This window comes from Clostridium puniceum, assembly GCF_002006345.1.
Taxonomy (GTDB): Bacteria; Bacillota; Clostridia; order Clostridiales; family Clostridiaceae; genus Clostridium; species Clostridium puniceum.
Window position 1 is genome coordinate 21,857 of sequence record NZ_LZZM01000167.1, and the last position, 16,430, is coordinate 38,286.

Consider the following 16,430-nt stretch of genomic DNA (forward strand, 5'->3'; position numbering starts at 1 on the left):
TTTACTTTAATCTCTCCATAAATTATTAGCAGCATATTTTAAAATCACATCACAACAATGAGGACAGTACCCATTTCTTCTCATTTCTTCTACCATAGAATCATATTTTTCAGCTTGTTCCTTATCTCTAACTTTGGATCTAGTTATAATTCTAGATAAATCTTTAACTGAAACTGTTAATTTCTTTTCTATAGCTTCTTTCAACGGCTCATATGAGGTATAATCTAATCCGCCACCGTTTCTAACTATATAGAACATATATGAAGTAACATCTGACCTAAAACCTTTAGCTGATGCTGCATAAACACCTATCTGTTCTTCTATACTTCTCATAAAATCTTCATCTGGATTTAATTCTTCTCCAGTTGAAGTATCTTTTATCTTACTCTTATTTACATAAGCTTCTGCATTATCTATATAATTATTAAATAAACTCTCAGCTTGCTCTCTAAATGAATGTATAAATGCCTTTGTAATTTCCCTCTCAAGAATTTTATTATATTCTTTTCTAATATTATCTTGAATAAATCCTAAATATCGTTTCTTATCATCAGCTGCAATATCAAGTTCTTTAACTGATCTAATTATACTTTCCATTATACTAAGTGGATTTATGCAGTCATAACCTGATTCTGAAAGCGCATTATCTATAGCTTTTATAATAAATCTTGTACTTATGCCCTTCATGCCTTCATATTGCCCTGCCTCTTCACGAAGCTCTCCAATATCAATCTTCTTTGTAGTTCCTTTTTCAACAATTTCTTCACCATTATAAATTTTAAGCTTAGTAATAGCATCTGCTTTTGCTGAAAGTGTAAGTCTTGAAAGTATTGCAAACATTGCTGCAATTTCAATAGTATGTGGCGCTATATGAGCTTTAAAATTACTCTTCTTTAATATTTTTTCGTATATTTTGACCTCTTCATCAAGCTCTAGACAATATGGCACTTCTACCTTTACTATTCTATCTAATATAGCTTCATTAGTATGATCTGACTTAAATTTGTTCCATTCAGCTTCATTTGAGTGAGCAACTATAACTCCATCAAAATAAATCATGGAGCCTTTTCCTGGCGATGGTATAGATTTTTCTTGAGTTGCTGTAATTATTGTGTGGAGATATTCAACATCATTTTTAAATACCTCAATAAATTCTACAAGTCCACGATTACCCACATTAAAAGCACCATTTAATGAAAATATTCTTGGATCATCCTCTGAATATAAGTCCATCTTAGATATATCAATTGATCCTGTTAAAATTGAGGTATCTTGGTTATTAGGGTCAACTGGTGGCACAACTCCAATCCCTTTTCTTGATCTAATAGAAAAATCTACTTGTTCAACTGGAAAATCTTCATATATTCCTTTAAGTTCATGATTAAGCCTGTATTTACATACAGGACATAAATCCCCTTCAATCTGTACCCCTAACATTTCTTCGAATTTACCTCTTAAATGTTTTGGAATAAGATGAAGTGGTTCTTCATGCATAGGACATCCCTTTAATGCAAAAACTGGTTCACAGTTTTCTAAGGCAGATTTTAAGCTTTCAACTATAGAAGATTTACCAGCACCAACAGGACCAACAAGATATAGTACCTGTCTAGCTTCTTCTCCCTTCATCGCTGCTGATTTGAAATAACTAGCAAGCTTCATAATCACCTTATCGATACCATAAAATTCTTCTCTAAAAAAGCCATATTTTCTTATTGTATCATTCCCATAGATTTTTCGAACTCTAGGATTCTCCTCAGCTTTTAGCTCTTCTACGCCTCTGCTAATTATCATTTCATGAATTCTCTTATGAGCGAGCTTAACTGCCTCTGAATTCTCCTTAACAATATTTAAATAATCTAAAAAGCTTCCTTCAAATTTTTGGATGTTATACTTTTCTCTATCATTTTCTATAAATTCTCTAAAGTTCATACTCATGAATCCTCCCCTCCCTTATACCTAAAATATATTCAATTAAGCAAATACATTATGACTACTTTTTATAAATAGTTAATTCTTATTACATTAAATTTTCATATATCATAGCTATAATTTTTTATTTCTATTAAAAAGTACTTGCTTTTGAGTTAATTTAAAGGTATATAGTTTAATTAGATAGAAAAAATTATAAAATCAATGAATTATTTTCAAACAAATATAGTATTTCAACATAATAAGGAAATTGTTATTTTGAGTACTTATAATTAGTGATAAAACCTTTATGGCTTAATTAATAATAAAATCAATGGAGGGAATTAATATGAAAAGCATAGCTGAGGTTAGTAAAGAATTTGGTATTTCTACTGATACATTAAGATATTATGAAAGAATAGGTTTATTGCCACCTGTCCAACGTAACTCAAGTGGTTATAGAGAATATGATGATGAAGACTTAGAGTGGGTTTATTTTGTGACTTCTATGCGCAACGCTGGTATTTCTGTTGAATCCTTAATTGAATATGTTACTTTGTTTCAAGAAGGTCACAATACCATTCCTGCAAGAAAACAAATCTTACTAAATCAACAAAAAGCATTAGAAAACAAAAAAGAAGAAATCCAAAAATTATTAGATCGTTTAAATCATAAAATTGATGGTTATGAAGAGAGATTATTAAAATACGAAGGAAAATTAATAAAAAGCAAAAAGAAAAGTGATTAACATTTTAATACACAGAAAAATGTATCCAACCTAATTTTTAGGAAGGATACATTTTATTATTTAAGCTTTCCATATACTTCATCTGTAACTGCTTCTAACCATTCATTAGAGGAACCTTCAGCAGGCACTTCTATTGCCAAATGTGAAAAAGTACTATCTTTTGATGCTCCATGCCAATGCTTTACTTCAGGTGGAATATTAACAACATCTCCTGGATGTAACTCTTGTGGCTCTTTTCCCCATTCTTGATACCATCCTCTCCCTTCTGTTACAAGAAGAATCTGGCCACCTTTATGATGAATATGCCAATTATTACGACATTTAGGTTCAAATGTTACATTTCCAATTGGTACACCAGTAGTTGTAAGCATATTTAAATAAGCTTTACCAATGAAATACTTTGAAAATTGCTCTGGAAGTGGATCTCCCTTTAGAAAAATTGTGTTGTTATTAAAATCTTTTTTATTATTCATATTCTATACTCTCCCTTATTATTAAAGTTTATAGTAGCATATTTCTATTATCTTGGGTTAAATTCAAATTAATCGGTATTTTAACATAACCTTTGCTTACTTCAAGCTTCCGCCATTATCTGTTAACTTCAAATTAATTAATAATTTTATATAACTTCTAATTAATATAATTCATATTAGTTAATGTCTTCATATCTGATATCTCTAAAAGCATAAATCCTATTTTAATGAATAGACATTTTCAGAAGAATATAATTGATTATTCAAACTTTTCTTTTTTACTTATTCATCTGAGCTGCTGCATCATTTACACAATGAAGTGTATTCAAACTTCTTGGATAACCTATGAATGGCAGGCACTGTGAAATAATTTTAATTAAAAACTGCTTATCATTACCAATCTTCATATTTGCTGATGCATGGCTTTTAAGCTGCGGTTCACACCCACCCTGTGCAGATAAGAAGCAGAAAGTAATAATTTCGCGCTGTTTGTAATCAAGTCCACTACGAGTATAATAATCACCAAAGCAATTATCAGCTAACCAATGATTGATATGTCGTGTTTCTTCTGATCCTGACTTATAGAATTCTTTCATTCCATCTCCAAATATATCAACCTGTGCTTGAATTCCTTTTTCTAAACGATTTTCTCTTGTAGTATTAGATTGCCCTTCAAGTGGTAACTTAATTCCCTTTGCTGTTAATACCTCATTTACACCTTGCAGAAATGGAAATACCCTTCCTAATCCAAGATAAGCTACAGCTTGATACACAATTTCTTTCACTTCTACTGGCGTTACTCCAAAATTAAGTGCAGCAGGTACTATTGCTTTAAACTCATCAATTCCTTGACATCCAATCAAGGTGGCAATAATTGCTATCATTCTAGTACAATCATCTAAATCATCCTGATTTACAACTTCATCAAATGCAAAGTTATCAAAAAACTCAATAAACTCTGGATCTGTTTCTAGGAATTTTGATACGTGTCCAGGAAACATTCTTTCATGATACTCTTTTGAAAAATCTGTAATTGCCATTTCAATCTCTCCTTTATTTTTATTTTTTCCTATTTCATATGCTTAATGCAATGCTAGAAAACCTTTAATCCTTGGTTTCTTAATTTTGTGGTTTTCGCATCTTATTCTTAGCTTTCTATTATTGGAACATGTATAGTATACTCTTTGGAGTTAACTCCAAGTCAATCTTTTTTATTTTAATATAAACAAAATATATAAGCTTCAATTAATAAACTTCATAATTTAGTTAATTACTTCATTTATTCTTTCTAAAAGTTAAAATCTAATTTTGATGAACAGAATTATTTAGAACTTATATATGTAACAAAATATGCTCTCATCACACTGATATGAATTTGTTTAAATCAAAAAATAAAATAAGTACCCTTTACACCTACTTATTCTCAATTTCAGCGTAAAAAGTACTCTATTTTTAAATTTTTTATTTTGAATACAAAAATCCTAACTAATCTAGTCTTTTTAATTGATATTCCTTTGTAATTATTCCACTTTCATATCTTTCTATTTTATAATCTAAACGTTCTAAGGTTTTTTTCATGTCTTCCATTTTTTGAGCTAACAAAGTACGTTGCTCTTTTAAGAGTTCCTTTCTTTCATCAATAGTTTCATATCCTCGTTGAAACAAAGACACATACTCAATTAAAACTTCAATAGGAAGACCTGCCGCCCTCATACATTTTATAAATTCAATCCATCTGCAATCTTCTTCATTGTAGTCCCTTATTCCACTTTTATTGCGGTTAACTGCTGGAATTAGTCCTATACGTTCATAATAACGGAGTGTATCCTGTGAAAGATCATATTTTTTACTTACTTCCGCAATCATCATACCTTTCCCCTCCTTTTTACACATTATAACATCTAGAGTCCACTTAAAGTCAATAAAAATATATATGTGTTCATTCTCTAATTTGCACTAAATTTATTCCATATTCCAGTTATATAACGATATACAAAAACAACAGCCTTGATAATCCAGTCAATAAACATAGCCACCCATGTACCTAACATTCCCATATTAAAATAGATACTTAGTAGATAAGCCAATGCAATACGGCAGCAAAACATGGATAAAATCCCTACAGTCATAGGGAATTTTGCATCACCAGCTGCACGGAAGGTTACAGGTAAAGTATGCCAAAGGCCATATTAATGCCATAACTACCCCATGAGCCCAAACTGTCTGTTTTGTTAAGGCCGTTGCTGCTTCTGATAATCCATAAATATTTAATATACTTGGAAGTAATGCAAGTACTGCTATAGTACTTATCATATGAGCTGCATATACAATACCTATTATCTTTTTAGTGTAATATTTTGCCTGATCATAATCACCAGCACCTATGCATCTTCATATTACTACTGTTAAGCCTAGACCAATCGCTATACCTGGAAGCACTTGAAACATAACTATAGTTCCTGAAACTGCATTTGCAGCTATTGAAGCAGTTCCAAAGTGAAACCCATAAATTATAATTGCATTTCCTAACCTTTTAAATTATATTAAATTTAAATCAAACCTTTGATTCTCCATATATAATCTACCACTTGGAGTTCACTTCAAGTCAATAGCTTTTTTAAATTTGGGTGGCGTTTTTATTTATATGTCCCCCAATTTTATCTTTAATTTATTAGCACCAAAAATTCTAAAATATTTTTATTATTGAATTACATATATTATCTTTCAAATAAAAAAGATATCCATAATAAAACTATGAATATCTTTTTTGTATTTATTAATTAAAAGTTTTTGAAATAAATTCTGAATCTTTAGCTTTTGGTTCACCAAAGACTGCTTTTGCACTTTCAGCTTGAGGATTATGGTTTAAACTCTTATGTTTATTGGTATGCTTTCTTTTCATACTATTGTCCATTTATCTCACCTGCCTACAAATAACTTTTATATTATTTTGCACTTTTAAAATTGTTTTATACCTATGAATATAGTAGTTAATTTTTTATAATTTCTGCAATTTCATCCATCGATGTTTTTATTGTAAATATAATGTCTTTATCAATCCTTAATTTGCTTTCATTTTCATTTATTTTTATTTCATTTTGTTCTAATTTATTTGACAATACTTCCTTATATCTAGTACTTGATATATCTACATTAAATTTTTTATTTTTAGCACCCGTAAATTTTATAATGATTCCATCTTGATTATTCTCTGATAAAATCTTTATATCTATAATATTGTCGCTTTTTTTACAACAACCTGTCTTTGCATTAGCTGGAACTTTTATTATAGCAGCCTCACCTGTAATAGTCATCCATCCACCACTTAAAGTTGATTTAACTAATATATTTAGTTTATACTTTTCTTCTATCTTTCTTAAAATTTCTCCCAATTCATAAATATCTAATTCTAACTTCATTTTTTTCTTCTCCTAATTTATATATTGATAAAATATTTTAATTCTAAAAAATTTTCTATATATGAAGATTAACAAAATTATTCAATAAATGAAAGAGGATATATAAAAATAATTTTGCATATCCTCTTTATTTTTAAAAATGATCCTTTTCCTTATGTGGAGGTGCACCTATTTTTTTACCATCAATAATTCCCAATCCATCATTATCTTTAGGATCTATTTTTCTACGTTCTGCATTAGATTTAGGTCTATCTTTCATTCTGTTCTTGTTATTATCCATCTATATCACCTCATTTATTAGGATTTACATTTTGACTTAATTTTATACTGATTAAATTCTTTATAAAAGTAAGAACAGCTTATCACTAAATAGTGCAAAGCCGTTCTAGTTTATTTAGATAACTGAATCCAATAAATATAAAATTTACTTATTGGATTAAATTTTTCTTTTATTTCAATTATAGCTTATTTATGATACTTGCATTATATGCTGCACCAAATCCATTATCTATATTTACTACACTAACGCCACTTGCACAACTATTTAACATAGATAGCAAAGCTGAAATCCCGCCAAAGTTTGCACCATAACCAACACTAGTTGGAACTGCTATTACAGGTTTATCAACAAGTCCTCCTATAACGCTAGCTAAAGCTCCTTCCATTCCTGCAATTACTATAACCACTTTTGCACCTCTAATAACGTCTAGCTTAGAAAAAAGTCTATGTATCCCTGCAACACCTGCGTCGGTTATTCTTTCAACTCTATTACCTAATAGCCTTGCAGTTTCAACTGCTTCTTCTACTACTGGTAAATCAGAGGTTCCCGCTGAAATAATTGCAATATAGCTATCTGTAAGAGTTTGTTCTTTTTTCTTAATTGTTATTGTTTTTCCAAGTTTGTTGTATTCTGCTTCTTTACATATTTCTTTTACTGCATTATACGCTTCTTCTGTAGCTCTAGTCCCCAAAATATTATTATCCTTTGTAAGCATAAACCTAACAATTTCTTTAATCTGCTCTGGAGTTTTTCCTGCACAGTATATGACTTCTGGATATCCTACCCTTAATTCTCTATGATTATCTATCATTGCAAAACCTAAATCTTTAAAAGGAAGATCTTCCAAATTTTCAAGGGCTTCCTCTATATTCATTTCATTATTTTTAACAGATTCTAATAGATTTTTAAGTTCTTCTCTATTCATTAATTATCATCACCTCCAAAATTTTTATCAATTGATTTTTACATTTTTGTAACATTACGTCTTAATTATATTTCTATTTAAATGTTACTTTTTTATTATAGTCTCATTGAAACTTCCGACTCTATATCCCTGTAAATCCAATGTTACATATTTAAAACCACATTCTTTTATATTTGCTGCAATAGTATCTAAAATCTCTTCATCAAACAATTTGCTTCTATCGTTTCTATTAACTTCCACTCTTGCTAAATCTCCATGGCATCTTACTCTAACAGCTCTAAAACCTATACTCATCATAAATCTTTCTGCCTTTTCGATTCTCTCAAAAGCTTCTACCTTTAATTCATCACCATAAGGAATTCTTGTTAAAAGACATGCATATGGAGGCTTATCCCAAGTATTAAGTCCTAATTCTTTAGAAAATTCTCTTATTTCTGCTTTAGTTAATTTACATTCTAACATTGGGCTTTTAACCTCTAGTTCTTTTAATGCTCTAAGTCCTGGTCTATAATCACTTATATCATCAAAATTTGTTCCATCAATTACACAATCATATCCTTGCTCCTTAGCTATAGCTATTATCATACTAAATACTGCTGTTTTACAAAGATAACATCTATCCTCTGGATTATATTTAATAGAATCAATAATAGGAGCTTCTATAATTTCATGGTCAACCCCTAATTCTTTAACTAATTCCTTAGCTTCTGCTATTTCCCACTTAGGAATATATGGAGACATAATAGTTACTGCTTTTACGTTATCGCCAAGAGCTTCTTTAGCCACCCTAAGTAAAAAAGTACTATCTACTCCTCCTGAAAATGCTAAAACAACTTTACCTAAACTTTTAAGATACGTTATTAATTCATTATATTTTTCATTATTTATCATATCCATCCAACCTTTCATATAACCTAACTTCCTACTGGTTATCCTCTATACTTAAAACTTTCTTATAAACTTCTTTATAAACACTATCCAAAGTCATATTTTTTTCTCTTGCTATACTTTTACATTCTTCATATTCAGGCTTATATTTAACTAACTTTCCTTTATAATACGATTTTTTAATTGTAATATCTCCATATTGAGTTTTAACCTTAGAAAATTCTCTATTAAGCATTATTTTCTCAACTTTATATTTTCTTACGCCTATTGAAGTAGTTTCTTTAAAAATTACTTCCAAAACATCCTGCTCAATTTTTTGAGTTATTAATACACTTAACTTAACTCCTGGTCTTCCTTTTTTCATAAATATAGGAGTTTTGAATACATCTAAAGCTCCTATTTCAAAAAGCTTTTCTTCCACATATTCATAAAATTCTGGATTCATATCATCTATATTAGTTTCTAAAATATACTGTTCTTCTATTTGAGAAACTGCTACTTCTTCTCCTAGATAAACCCTTAGAACATTAGGAATTTCTAAGTCTCTATGTCCTATTCCATATGCTGCTTTCTTTATTTGAAAATTTATTTTAGGTGTAAATTCTTGAACATTTGCTGCAAGTATTGCCGCTCCTGTAGGTGTAGTTGTTTCAAAAGGTACTATTCCAGTGTTAATTGGTATATTCCTTAATATTTCAACAGTTGCTGGTGCTGGAACTGGCATAAGTCCATGAGCACATTTAACAAAACCTCCACCAACTTGAACTGGTGAAGCCATTATCTTATCAACTTTTAAATAATCTAAGCAAATAGCCGCTCCCACCATATCTACAATTGAATCAATGGCTCCGACTTCATGAAAATGTACTTCATATAAAGCTTTTCCATGAACTTTTGCTTCTGCTTCTGCCACCTTCATAAACATATCTAAACTTATTTTTTTAACTTTTTCATTTAATTCACTTGAATTTATTATATTTTCGATATCCTTTAAATTTCTATGATGATGTTCATGATTATTTGTATGAACATCCTCATAATTTTCTTCATGTAAATGATTGTGCTCATGATTATTGCGATTTTCATTTATATTGTCATGCTCATGAGAGTGATTCTGTGAAATATTATCTACCTTAATATGATAACTGTCATTAATGTTGTCATGTAAATGCTTATGTTTATAACCATGAGCATGTGAAACACTATTCCCATGATCATTGTAACTTTCATTAATACGTTCATGAGAATTATTATGTTCATGACCATGAGTACATGAAATGGTGTTTTCATGATTATGGTGATTGTCATTAACATGTTTATTATTATGTGCTTTTAATATGACGTCTACTCTAGTTCCTGTTATTCCATGCTTTACAGCCTTTTCAATTTTTATTTCATATTCATTTTCTAACTTAAGTTTTGAAATTTCTTTTATTAAATATTCCTCTGAAACTCCTAAATCTAATAATGCTGCCAAATTCATATCTCCACTTATACCGCAAAAACAATCATAATATAGTATTTTCATATGAGTCACACTCCTCTTTTAATATAAACATATAACTAAAACAATTCCTAAAGTACAATTAACAGTTTAATTTTAAATCACTTTGATATTGTTTCTGACTTGTTCATTTTACATTCCTAATCTTCAATTATATAATGTTATATTGTCTTAAAAATTCTTCATCTTTTATAATATTTTCATATGTATCATCTCCAATAATTTTATGTTCTTCTGAAAAAACAATAGCTCTATTAAATATTCCTTCTATATATTCAAAATCATGTGTAGCACAAATTATAGTCTTGCCACTTTTATTTAAATTAGTAAGCAAATCTCTTAAAAATCTTTTTCCCTTAGGATCTATGCCATTCATAGGCTCATCTAAAGTTATTATATCTGGATTCATAGCTAAAACACTAGCGATTGCTACTCTTTTTTTCTCCCCTCCACTTAAATTGTAAGGATGTTCTTCCCTTAATTTCTCTATGTTAAGTAATCCTAAGCAATCATTAACTCTTTCATTAACTTCTTTTATTGGCAATTCCATTTGCATAAGGCCGAAGGTTATTTCTTCAAATACTGTTGGACAAAAAAGCTGTGTATCCGAGTTTTGAAATACAAATCCTAATTTTTTATGAAATAACTTTAAATTTTTACTATCCTTTAAATATTTTTCGTTTATTTCAATCTTATTAAATGTATACTTGCCTTGGTTAGGGAAAATAATACCATTTAATAGCTTTAAAAAAGTTGATTTTCCACTTCCATTTGGTCCTATTATAGCTATACCTTCCCCTTCATTTATATGAACATTTACATTATCAAGCGCTAATTTATTCTTATAAGTAAATGAAATATTTTTCAAATTTATCATTAAGCTTTCTCCTTAATTTCGTCAGCATTTATTTAAGCCTTTTAACAAGACTTAAAAGATGACTTAGTAATTTAAATATATAAATGTAATTATTAATAGTAAGTTTAAAATTATATAAAAATAATCTATTTTTTTTAGATTAAAATTAATTTTTGTAGTATATTCTCCAGTGAAGCCTCTGCATTCCATAGCTTGAGACATTTCTTCACTCATTTTATAAGATTTTATAAATAAATTCCCGATAATTCCTGTAATTGAAGCATATTTATTAGAAGTCTTTCCTACTGATCTAAGTCTTAATGCATATAATAGATTAATAGAATATTCTCCAAGTAAGACAATATATTTTATGGTTATATCCATAATCCATATAAATATATCTGGTATATATAATAACTTTAGTGATTTACTTATTTCACTCCATTTAGTGTTATGTGCTAATAAATTCATCATTATTATAGTTGTGATTATCTTTTGAAAAAGCAATAAACTATTATAGACATTTCCATAAAACATGGATGGTATTAATGCAATTAAACTTATAGTAGGAAATATTAAACTTCTAATGAATATTCTTTTTCTTGATTTATTTTCCATAAGCATGAGATTTCCTATAACATATATGTCCATTATTAATAAATAGGCAAAACTTCTTGAAATAGAAATTAAAACTATATTTAGTATTACACTTACTACTTTAAAAGTAGGATTTATTAAATATAATAATTTATCCTTATTTTTGTTTTGCCTAATAATTGATATTGTTTTAATAAAGGAAAAAATGCTTTTTTCTATATATAAATTTTTTTCTTTCTTCGGAGTATAATTATCTTTTTCTAAAAGCCATTTTGGAATCATTTATTCTCCTTTTGTATCTTTCCTTAAACTTATTTTTGATAAAATTTTAAATATAATTAATATAATTGCTACTCCAAGTAATGCAGATATAATATATCCAATATATTCTTCTAAATTTCCCAAACTATAATCTGGAATTAAAGAATTAAATTGAAATCCATTTTCCATTCCTTTAGGTACAAAGCCTATAAAATCCTTAAATTCTTCTGCTCCCCATTCTCCCCATGCTGTTCCATTAGCTAATAATCCTAATGGTGTAGCTAAAACAAGGATTCCTATTATAATATAAAATGGTTTCATTTTCTTAGACTTTCCTTCGTATATTATTTCTGGAGATGATTTTTTTATATAGCTGTATGCTCCTAAGGTTATTATCCCTTCTAAGAAACCAACTACTAATAAATGTGGTATCATCATGGCTGGAATAGATACTGTAAGTCCATATGGGCTATATAACGGAAGTCCTGAGGTATCTTTAAAAAGTAGTGGTTGTATCCCAAATTCAATAGCTGCAAATAAAGCTGCAATATTAACAGAAATATATCCACCTAAAAATGCTCCCAAATCTTCTCCTATTTTGCTTGGAAAAATCTTTTTTACAGCTTTAAATAAATAATAAGCTGTATATGGCATTATAAAAGCCATATTAAAACAATTTACGCCTATTGCTAAAATTCCCCCATCGCCAAAAAATAATGCTTGAATTACAAGGGCTATAGTTACTGAAAAGACAGCAGAATATGGACCAAGAAGAATAGCTATAAGACTTGCTCCAATAGCATGACCTGTAGTACCTCCTGGAAGTGGTATATTAAACATCATAGTCAGAAATGAGAAAGCTGCAGCAACACCTAAAAGAGGCATTTTCTGCCTTGTTATTTCATTTTTAATCTTAGTACTTGCCCTTTTCCATACTGGCAACATAACCGCTCCAAAAGCAGCACAAGTTGAAGGACTTAAATAGTTATCTGGTATATGCATTAAAAAAACTCCTTTTGCAAGCAAATCTGTTTTTATATTTGTATGTTTCTGCTACTTTTAAAAGTTATACCATCAAATGTATAATATCCACAGATTTGCTTTATTATAATTTTATACTATAAACTAAGCAAATAATGCTGTAACATTTTTAAGTTCTTCACGAATTTTAATCACTTGTGGGCAATGACCTTCACATTTACCACATTCTACACATTTATCTGCTCTTTCTTGCGATCCTACAGAATTATATCTTTCCTTAAGTTCCTTTTCTGTTACTGGAGTAACAAATAAACTATATTCATTGTAAACTGCAAAATTCTTAGGAATATTCACACCTACTGGACAAGGCATACAATATTCACAAGCTGTACAATTAACTTTTATTCTATCATTAAATACTTTCTTTACTTCATTTAGTATTTCTAACTCTTTTTCTGTTAAAGAATTAGGTGCAGCAACACTGGCAGTCTTTAAATTTTCTGTAACATCATCCATTACACTCATACCACTTAATACTACAGATACTTCTGGATGATTCCATACCCATCTTAATGCCCATTCAGCTGGTGATTTTTTATTTTCAGCTTTATCAAAAGTATTTATAACTGCTTCTGGAAGATTTCTAACTATTTTACCACCTCTAAGTGGCTCCATAATAACAACACCTAAGCCCTTATCAGCTGCATAATTTAACCCTTCTGTACCTGCTTGGAAATTTTCATCTAAATAATTATATTGTATTTGACAGAAAGACCAATCATAATAATCTACTATTCCTTTAAATATTTCTAACTTATCATGAAAAGAAAATCCAGCATATTTTATTCTTCCATCTTTTATTGCTGAATCTAAAAATTCATCTATACCTAATTTTTTTAGATTTTCAAAGCTACCTGCATTTAAAGCATGTACCAAATAAAAATCTATATGATCAGTTTGAAGACGATCTAATTGTTCATTTAAATATTTATCCATGTCTTCTCTAGTTTTAATTAGCCAGCTTGGAAGCTTTGTAGCTAATTTAACCTTTTCTCTGTATCCATCTTTTAAAGCTCTACCTACAAATGGTTCGCTCTCTCCGCCTTGTCCCATTCCAGTACCATGATAAGGATATGCAGTATCTACGTAATTAACACCTTCATCAATTGCATGTCGAATCATTTTTATAGCCTTTTCTTCATCAATTTTAGTAGTGTCTCCATTAATAATTGGTAACCTCATACATCCAAATCCTAAAGCTGAAACTTTTTCATTTGTCTTTCCAAACGTTCTGTATAACAAAATAACTCCTCCTTAATATAAATAGATTTATTTAGTAATTAATATACATTTATTTTACATCTTAGAGTAGACTATAAGTCAATACTTTTTATAAAAAAATAAATTGCGGATAAAATAATTTATAAACTGTTCATTATTTTATCTGCAATTCATTTTATTATAATCTATGTAAAACCCACTTTTCACCTCTAAGTCTAAGTGAATACATTGTTCCTCGAACAATCCAATCTGTATACATTGCTATCCATATCCCAAGAATACCCATTCCAAATAAAATTCCTAATATATATCCTAGACCTATCCTGAATATCCACATTCCAATAAACGCAGTCATCATAGTATATCTAGTATCTCCAGCACCTTTAAGGCCTGATGAAAGTACAAAGGAAAGAGCCCACGCCAGTAGTGCTATACTATTGCTTTTAATCAGCAATCCTGTAAGTCTTATTACCTCTGGAACATTAGTATAAAGACTAGCTACCCATTCTGCAATTGGTGCAAATAAAATTCCTATAGATACTAAACAAATCGTTGTAAACTTAACTAAATAAATTAATGTACTTTTAGCTCCTTTAATATCATTCCTGCCAATATACTGACCTACTAAGGTAGTTGCTGCTAAACAAAGTGCATTTCCTGGCACATTAATTATTTGTGATATTGACATCCCAATAGCATTAGCCGCAATCGAAGAAGTTCCCATAGTTACTATAAATACTTGGACTATTAATTTTCCAGTTTGAAAAATTACTTGTTCCATACCTGCTGGTATTCCTATGTTAAATATGTTTTTTTGAACCTTCATATCAAATTTAAATGGAAATAACTTTTTAATTTTTATAATTTTACTACCCCTAAATAATATTATCATTATAAGCATAGCTCCAATCATTCTAGCTATTGCTATAGCTATAGCAGCTCCCATTATTCCAAATGATGGGATATAAAGAGAATCCACTCCATATATTAATATGTATCCTAAAATAATATTAATTACATTCATAAACATTGAAATATACATAGGAGTTTTTGTATCTCCAGCCCCTCTAAGTATACCATTTGCAATTTGTTCTATAGCAATAAAGGGATATGTAAGTAACGTAAATTCTATATATAATTTAGCATTAGACTTAACTAATTCTTCCGCTGAACCATATAAAAAATTAATTAAAGGTACACGAAAAATCCATAAAAGTAATGTTATTATCGTTGAAACTATAAATCCTGAAATTATAGCCTGCTTTGCTGTTTCATTAGCCTTTTTAGGCTGTTCTTGTCCAATTTGCTGAGCAACTACCACCGTTGCTCCAACTGATAAAGCTGCAAAGAATGATATAAATAGCATATTTATTGAATCTACCATTCCAATTGCTGAAACTGCCTCTTCTCCAATATGGCCTGCCATCATCGTGTTGCAAACTCCAAGTAACATAACAAAAGTCTGCTCTACCATTATAGGTATTGCTAGCTTTAAAACATTTTTTCTTATCAACATTATATTTCCTTCTTCCTCTATTAATTACTAATATTAGATTTTATTATAGTAATCATCTGTTCACGTTAACACATCGAAACATATCCATTAGATAGTTAAATGCATCTCAAACCGAATGCTTATTAATCAAATATTGTGATCTTCATCTCCTATCTTTTGTAAAATACTTCCTCCCAATAATTAAATTTCGTCATAGTTTTCCATATTATTATATTACATCCTAAAGTAAACACCAAGTCAACATTTTTTTAATTTATTATTTAAATTTACAAATTTCAATACTTAGAGTATACTCTAATATAGAAATCGCATTAATATTTTTATTAGGAGGAAATATATTATGGGATACAGTATTGCTCAAGTAGCCGAAAAAACACATTTAACTGCACATACTTTAAGATATTATGAAAAAGAGGGATTATTACCGTTTGTAGATCGCAGTAGTTCTGGAAACAGAAATTTTCAAGATAAAGATTTAGAGTGGCTTGAACTTATTTCTTGTTTGAAAAATACAGGTATGTCCATAAAAAAAATCAAGGAAGTTATCAGCCTATATCTTGAAGGAGATGAAACTCTTGATATTCGTAGAGAAATATTTATTCGCCATCGAGAAGAAGTTATAAATCAAATTGCAGAATTGCAGAAGAATCTTGATAAGATAAATTGTAAAATTAATTATTATGATAATATTTGTAATAAAAATACTATCTAAACTTATAATTTTTTAATTTTCATAAAATACATATAAAGTGCTTAAATAAAATGTACCATATAAGATAAACTTTTTAGTTTT

The 16,430-nt window shown here is 29.0% G+C and carries 19 protein-coding genes; 2 read left to right on the top strand and 17 right to left on the bottom strand.

Translation table 11 applies throughout. The features are described from left to right. Positions 1 to 6: 6 nt before the first annotated feature. A complete protein-coding gene (locus CLPUN_RS13095; protein ID WP_077847748.1) occupies positions 7 to 1,929 on the bottom strand; it encodes a PrkA family serine protein kinase in 1,923 nt (640 codons plus the stop codon). Between the two features lie 328 nt (positions 1,930 to 2,257). On the opposite strand from CLPUN_RS13095, the gene CLPUN_RS13100 reads away from it, so the two are divergent. Further along, entirely contained in the window at positions 2,258 to 2,656 is a 399-nt protein-coding gene (locus tag CLPUN_RS13100) for a MerR family transcriptional regulator (RefSeq protein ID WP_077847715.1), read from the top strand. A gap of 56 nt (positions 2,657 to 2,712) precedes the next feature. Here the strand turns inward: CLPUN_RS13100 and CLPUN_RS13105 are convergent, their stop codons facing one another. The 16 genes from CLPUN_RS13105 to CLPUN_RS13165 all read right to left on the bottom strand — a co-directional run bounded on the left by CLPUN_RS13105 (position 2,713) and on the right by CLPUN_RS13165 (position 15,637). Continuing rightward, complete coding sequence (locus CLPUN_RS13105; RefSeq protein ID WP_077847716.1) at positions 2,713 to 3,129, bottom strand: cupin domain-containing protein; 417 nt, start codon at positions 3,127 to 3,129, stop codon at positions 2,713 to 2,715. Between the two features lie 278 nt (positions 3,130 to 3,407). Further along, the gene (locus tag CLPUN_RS13110) at positions 3,408 to 4,169 is read right to left on the bottom strand and encodes a carboxymuconolactone decarboxylase family protein (protein ID WP_077847717.1); all 762 of its coding nucleotides are present in this window, start codon (positions 4,167 to 4,169) and stop codon (positions 3,408 to 3,410) included. A 445-nt stretch (positions 4,170 to 4,614) separates the two neighbouring features. Further along, entirely contained in the window at positions 4,615 to 4,998 is a 384-nt protein-coding gene (locus CLPUN_RS13115) for a MerR family transcriptional regulator (protein ID WP_077847718.1), read from the bottom strand. A 77-nt stretch (positions 4,999 to 5,075) separates the two neighbouring features. Then, complete coding sequence (locus CLPUN_RS28070; protein WP_198944334.1) at positions 5,076 to 5,258, bottom strand: hypothetical protein; 183 nt, start codon at positions 5,256 to 5,258, stop codon at positions 5,076 to 5,078. A gap of 13 nt (positions 5,259 to 5,271) precedes the next feature. Then, positions 5,272 to 5,442 (bottom strand): hypothetical protein, encoded by a 171-nt coding sequence (locus CLPUN_RS28075; RefSeq protein ID WP_198944335.1) that lies wholly within the window; start codon positions 5,440 to 5,442, stop codon positions 5,272 to 5,274. 463 nt (positions 5,443 to 5,905) lie between these two features. After that, positions 5,906 to 6,043 (bottom strand): CPC_1213 family protein, encoded by a 138-nt coding sequence (locus CLPUN_RS28080; protein WP_198944336.1) that lies wholly within the window; start codon positions 6,041 to 6,043, stop codon positions 5,906 to 5,908. A gap of 76 nt (positions 6,044 to 6,119) precedes the next feature. Continuing rightward, on the bottom strand, positions 6,120 to 6,548 hold the full coding sequence (locus tag CLPUN_RS13125; RefSeq protein WP_077847719.1) for a UDP-N-acetylglucosamine pyrophosphorylase: 429 nt from the start codon (positions 6,546 to 6,548) through the stop codon (positions 6,120 to 6,122). Positions 6,549 to 6,681: 133 nt separating this feature from the next. Then, a complete protein-coding gene (locus CLPUN_RS28085) occupies positions 6,682 to 6,828 on the bottom strand; it encodes a hypothetical protein (protein ID WP_198944337.1) in 147 nt (48 codons plus the stop codon). A gap of 178 nt (positions 6,829 to 7,006) precedes the next feature. Beyond that, positions 7,007 to 7,753 (bottom strand): nickel pincer cofactor biosynthesis protein LarB, encoded by a 747-nt coding sequence (gene larB, locus CLPUN_RS13130; protein WP_077847720.1) that lies wholly within the window; start codon positions 7,751 to 7,753, stop codon positions 7,007 to 7,009. 84 nt (positions 7,754 to 7,837) lie between these two features. Beyond that, positions 7,838 to 8,644, bottom strand: coding sequence for an ATP-dependent sacrificial sulfur transferase LarE (gene larE, locus CLPUN_RS13135; protein WP_077847749.1), 807 nt, complete (start codon positions 8,642 to 8,644; stop codon positions 7,838 to 7,840). Between the two features lie 31 nt (positions 8,645 to 8,675). After that, on the bottom strand, positions 8,676 to 10,169 hold the full coding sequence (larC, locus tag CLPUN_RS13140) for a nickel pincer cofactor biosynthesis protein LarC (RefSeq protein WP_077847721.1): 1,494 nt from the start codon (positions 10,167 to 10,169) through the stop codon (positions 8,676 to 8,678). Positions 10,170 to 10,296: 127 nt separating this feature from the next. Beyond that, complete coding sequence (locus CLPUN_RS13145) at positions 10,297 to 11,022, bottom strand: energy-coupling factor ABC transporter ATP-binding protein (protein ID WP_077847722.1); 726 nt, start codon at positions 11,020 to 11,022, stop codon at positions 10,297 to 10,299. A 63-nt stretch (positions 11,023 to 11,085) separates the two neighbouring features. Then, positions 11,086 to 11,880, bottom strand: a complete 795-nt coding sequence (locus CLPUN_RS13150; protein WP_077847723.1) for an energy-coupling factor transporter transmembrane component T family protein — start codon at positions 11,878 to 11,880, stop codon at positions 11,086 to 11,088. After that, positions 11,881 to 12,861 carry a cobalt transporter CbiM gene (gene cbiM, locus CLPUN_RS13155; protein ID WP_077847724.1) on the bottom strand — a complete coding sequence of 327 codons (981 nt, stop codon included), beginning with the start codon at positions 12,859 to 12,861 and terminating at the stop codon, positions 11,881 to 11,883. It lies immediately after the preceding gene. A gap of 123 nt (positions 12,862 to 12,984) precedes the next feature. Beyond that, positions 12,985 to 14,142, bottom strand: a complete 1,158-nt coding sequence (locus tag CLPUN_RS13160) for an aldo/keto reductase (protein WP_077847725.1) — start codon at positions 14,140 to 14,142, stop codon at positions 12,985 to 12,987. A 157-nt stretch (positions 14,143 to 14,299) separates the two neighbouring features. Continuing rightward, on the bottom strand, positions 14,300 to 15,637 hold the full coding sequence (locus CLPUN_RS13165; protein ID WP_077847726.1) for an MATE family efflux transporter: 1,338 nt from the start codon (positions 15,635 to 15,637) through the stop codon (positions 14,300 to 14,302). A gap of 340 nt (positions 15,638 to 15,977) precedes the next feature. Between CLPUN_RS13165 and CLPUN_RS13170 the strand changes: the two genes are divergently transcribed. Beyond that, positions 15,978 to 16,349, top strand: a complete 372-nt coding sequence (locus CLPUN_RS13170; RefSeq protein WP_077847727.1) for a MerR family transcriptional regulator — start codon at positions 15,978 to 15,980, stop codon at positions 16,347 to 16,349. Positions 16,350 to 16,430: the final 81 nt, after the last annotated feature.

Excerpts from the sequence above, each read along its gene's own strand:
- CLPUN_RS13095 (WP_077847748.1), bottom strand. The coding sequence starts at position 1,929 with ATGAACTTTAGAGAATTTATAGAAAATGATAGAGAAAAGTATAACATC.
- CLPUN_RS13100 (WP_077847715.1), top strand. The coding sequence starts at position 2,258 with ATGAAAAGCATAGCTGAGGTTAGTAAAGAATTTGGTATTTCTACTGAT.
- CLPUN_RS13105 (WP_077847716.1), bottom strand. The coding sequence starts at position 3,129 with ATGAATAATAAAAAAGATTTTAATAACAACACAATTTTTCTAAAGGGA.
- CLPUN_RS13110 (WP_077847717.1), bottom strand. The coding sequence starts at position 4,169 with ATGGCAATTACAGATTTTTCAAAAGAGTATCATGAAAGAATGTTTCCT.
- CLPUN_RS13115 (WP_077847718.1), bottom strand. The coding sequence starts at position 4,998 with ATGATGATTGCGGAAGTAAGTAAAAAATATGATCTTTCACAGGATACA.
- CLPUN_RS28070 (WP_198944334.1), bottom strand. The coding sequence starts at position 5,258 with ATGACTGTAGGGATTTTATCCATGTTTTGCTGCCGTATTGCATTGGCT.
- CLPUN_RS28075 (WP_198944335.1), bottom strand. The coding sequence starts at position 5,442 with ATGATAAGTACTATAGCAGTACTTGCATTACTTCCAAGTATATTAAAT.
- CLPUN_RS28080 (WP_198944336.1), bottom strand. The coding sequence starts at position 6,043 with ATGGACAATAGTATGAAAAGAAAGCATACCAATAAACATAAGAGTTTA.
- CLPUN_RS13125 (WP_077847719.1), bottom strand. The coding sequence starts at position 6,548 with ATGAAGTTAGAATTAGATATTTATGAATTGGGAGAAATTTTAAGAAAG.
- CLPUN_RS28085 (WP_198944337.1), bottom strand. The coding sequence starts at position 6,828 with ATGGATAATAACAAGAACAGAATGAAAGATAGACCTAAATCTAATGCA.
- larB (WP_077847720.1), bottom strand. The coding sequence starts at position 7,753 with ATGAATAGAGAAGAACTTAAAAATCTATTAGAATCTGTTAAAAATAAT.
- larE (WP_077847749.1), bottom strand. The coding sequence starts at position 8,644 with ATGATAAATAATGAAAAATATAATGAATTAATAACGTATCTTAAAAGT.
- larC (WP_077847721.1), bottom strand. The coding sequence starts at position 10,169 with ATGAAAATACTATATTATGATTGTTTTTGCGGTATAAGTGGAGATATG.
- CLPUN_RS13145 (WP_077847722.1), bottom strand. The coding sequence starts at position 11,022 with ATGATAAATTTGAAAAATATTTCATTTACTTATAAGAATAAATTAGCG.
- CLPUN_RS13150 (WP_077847723.1), bottom strand. The coding sequence starts at position 11,880 with ATGATTCCAAAATGGCTTTTAGAAAAAGATAATTATACTCCGAAGAAA.
- cbiM (WP_077847724.1), bottom strand. The coding sequence starts at position 12,861 with ATGCATATACCAGATAACTATTTAAGTCCTTCAACTTGTGCTGCTTTT.
- CLPUN_RS13165 (WP_077847726.1), bottom strand. The coding sequence starts at position 15,637 with ATGTTGATAAGAAAAAATGTTTTAAAGCTAGCAATACCTATAATGGTA.
- CLPUN_RS13170 (WP_077847727.1), top strand. The coding sequence starts at position 15,978 with ATGGGATACAGTATTGCTCAAGTAGCCGAAAAAACACATTTAACTGCA.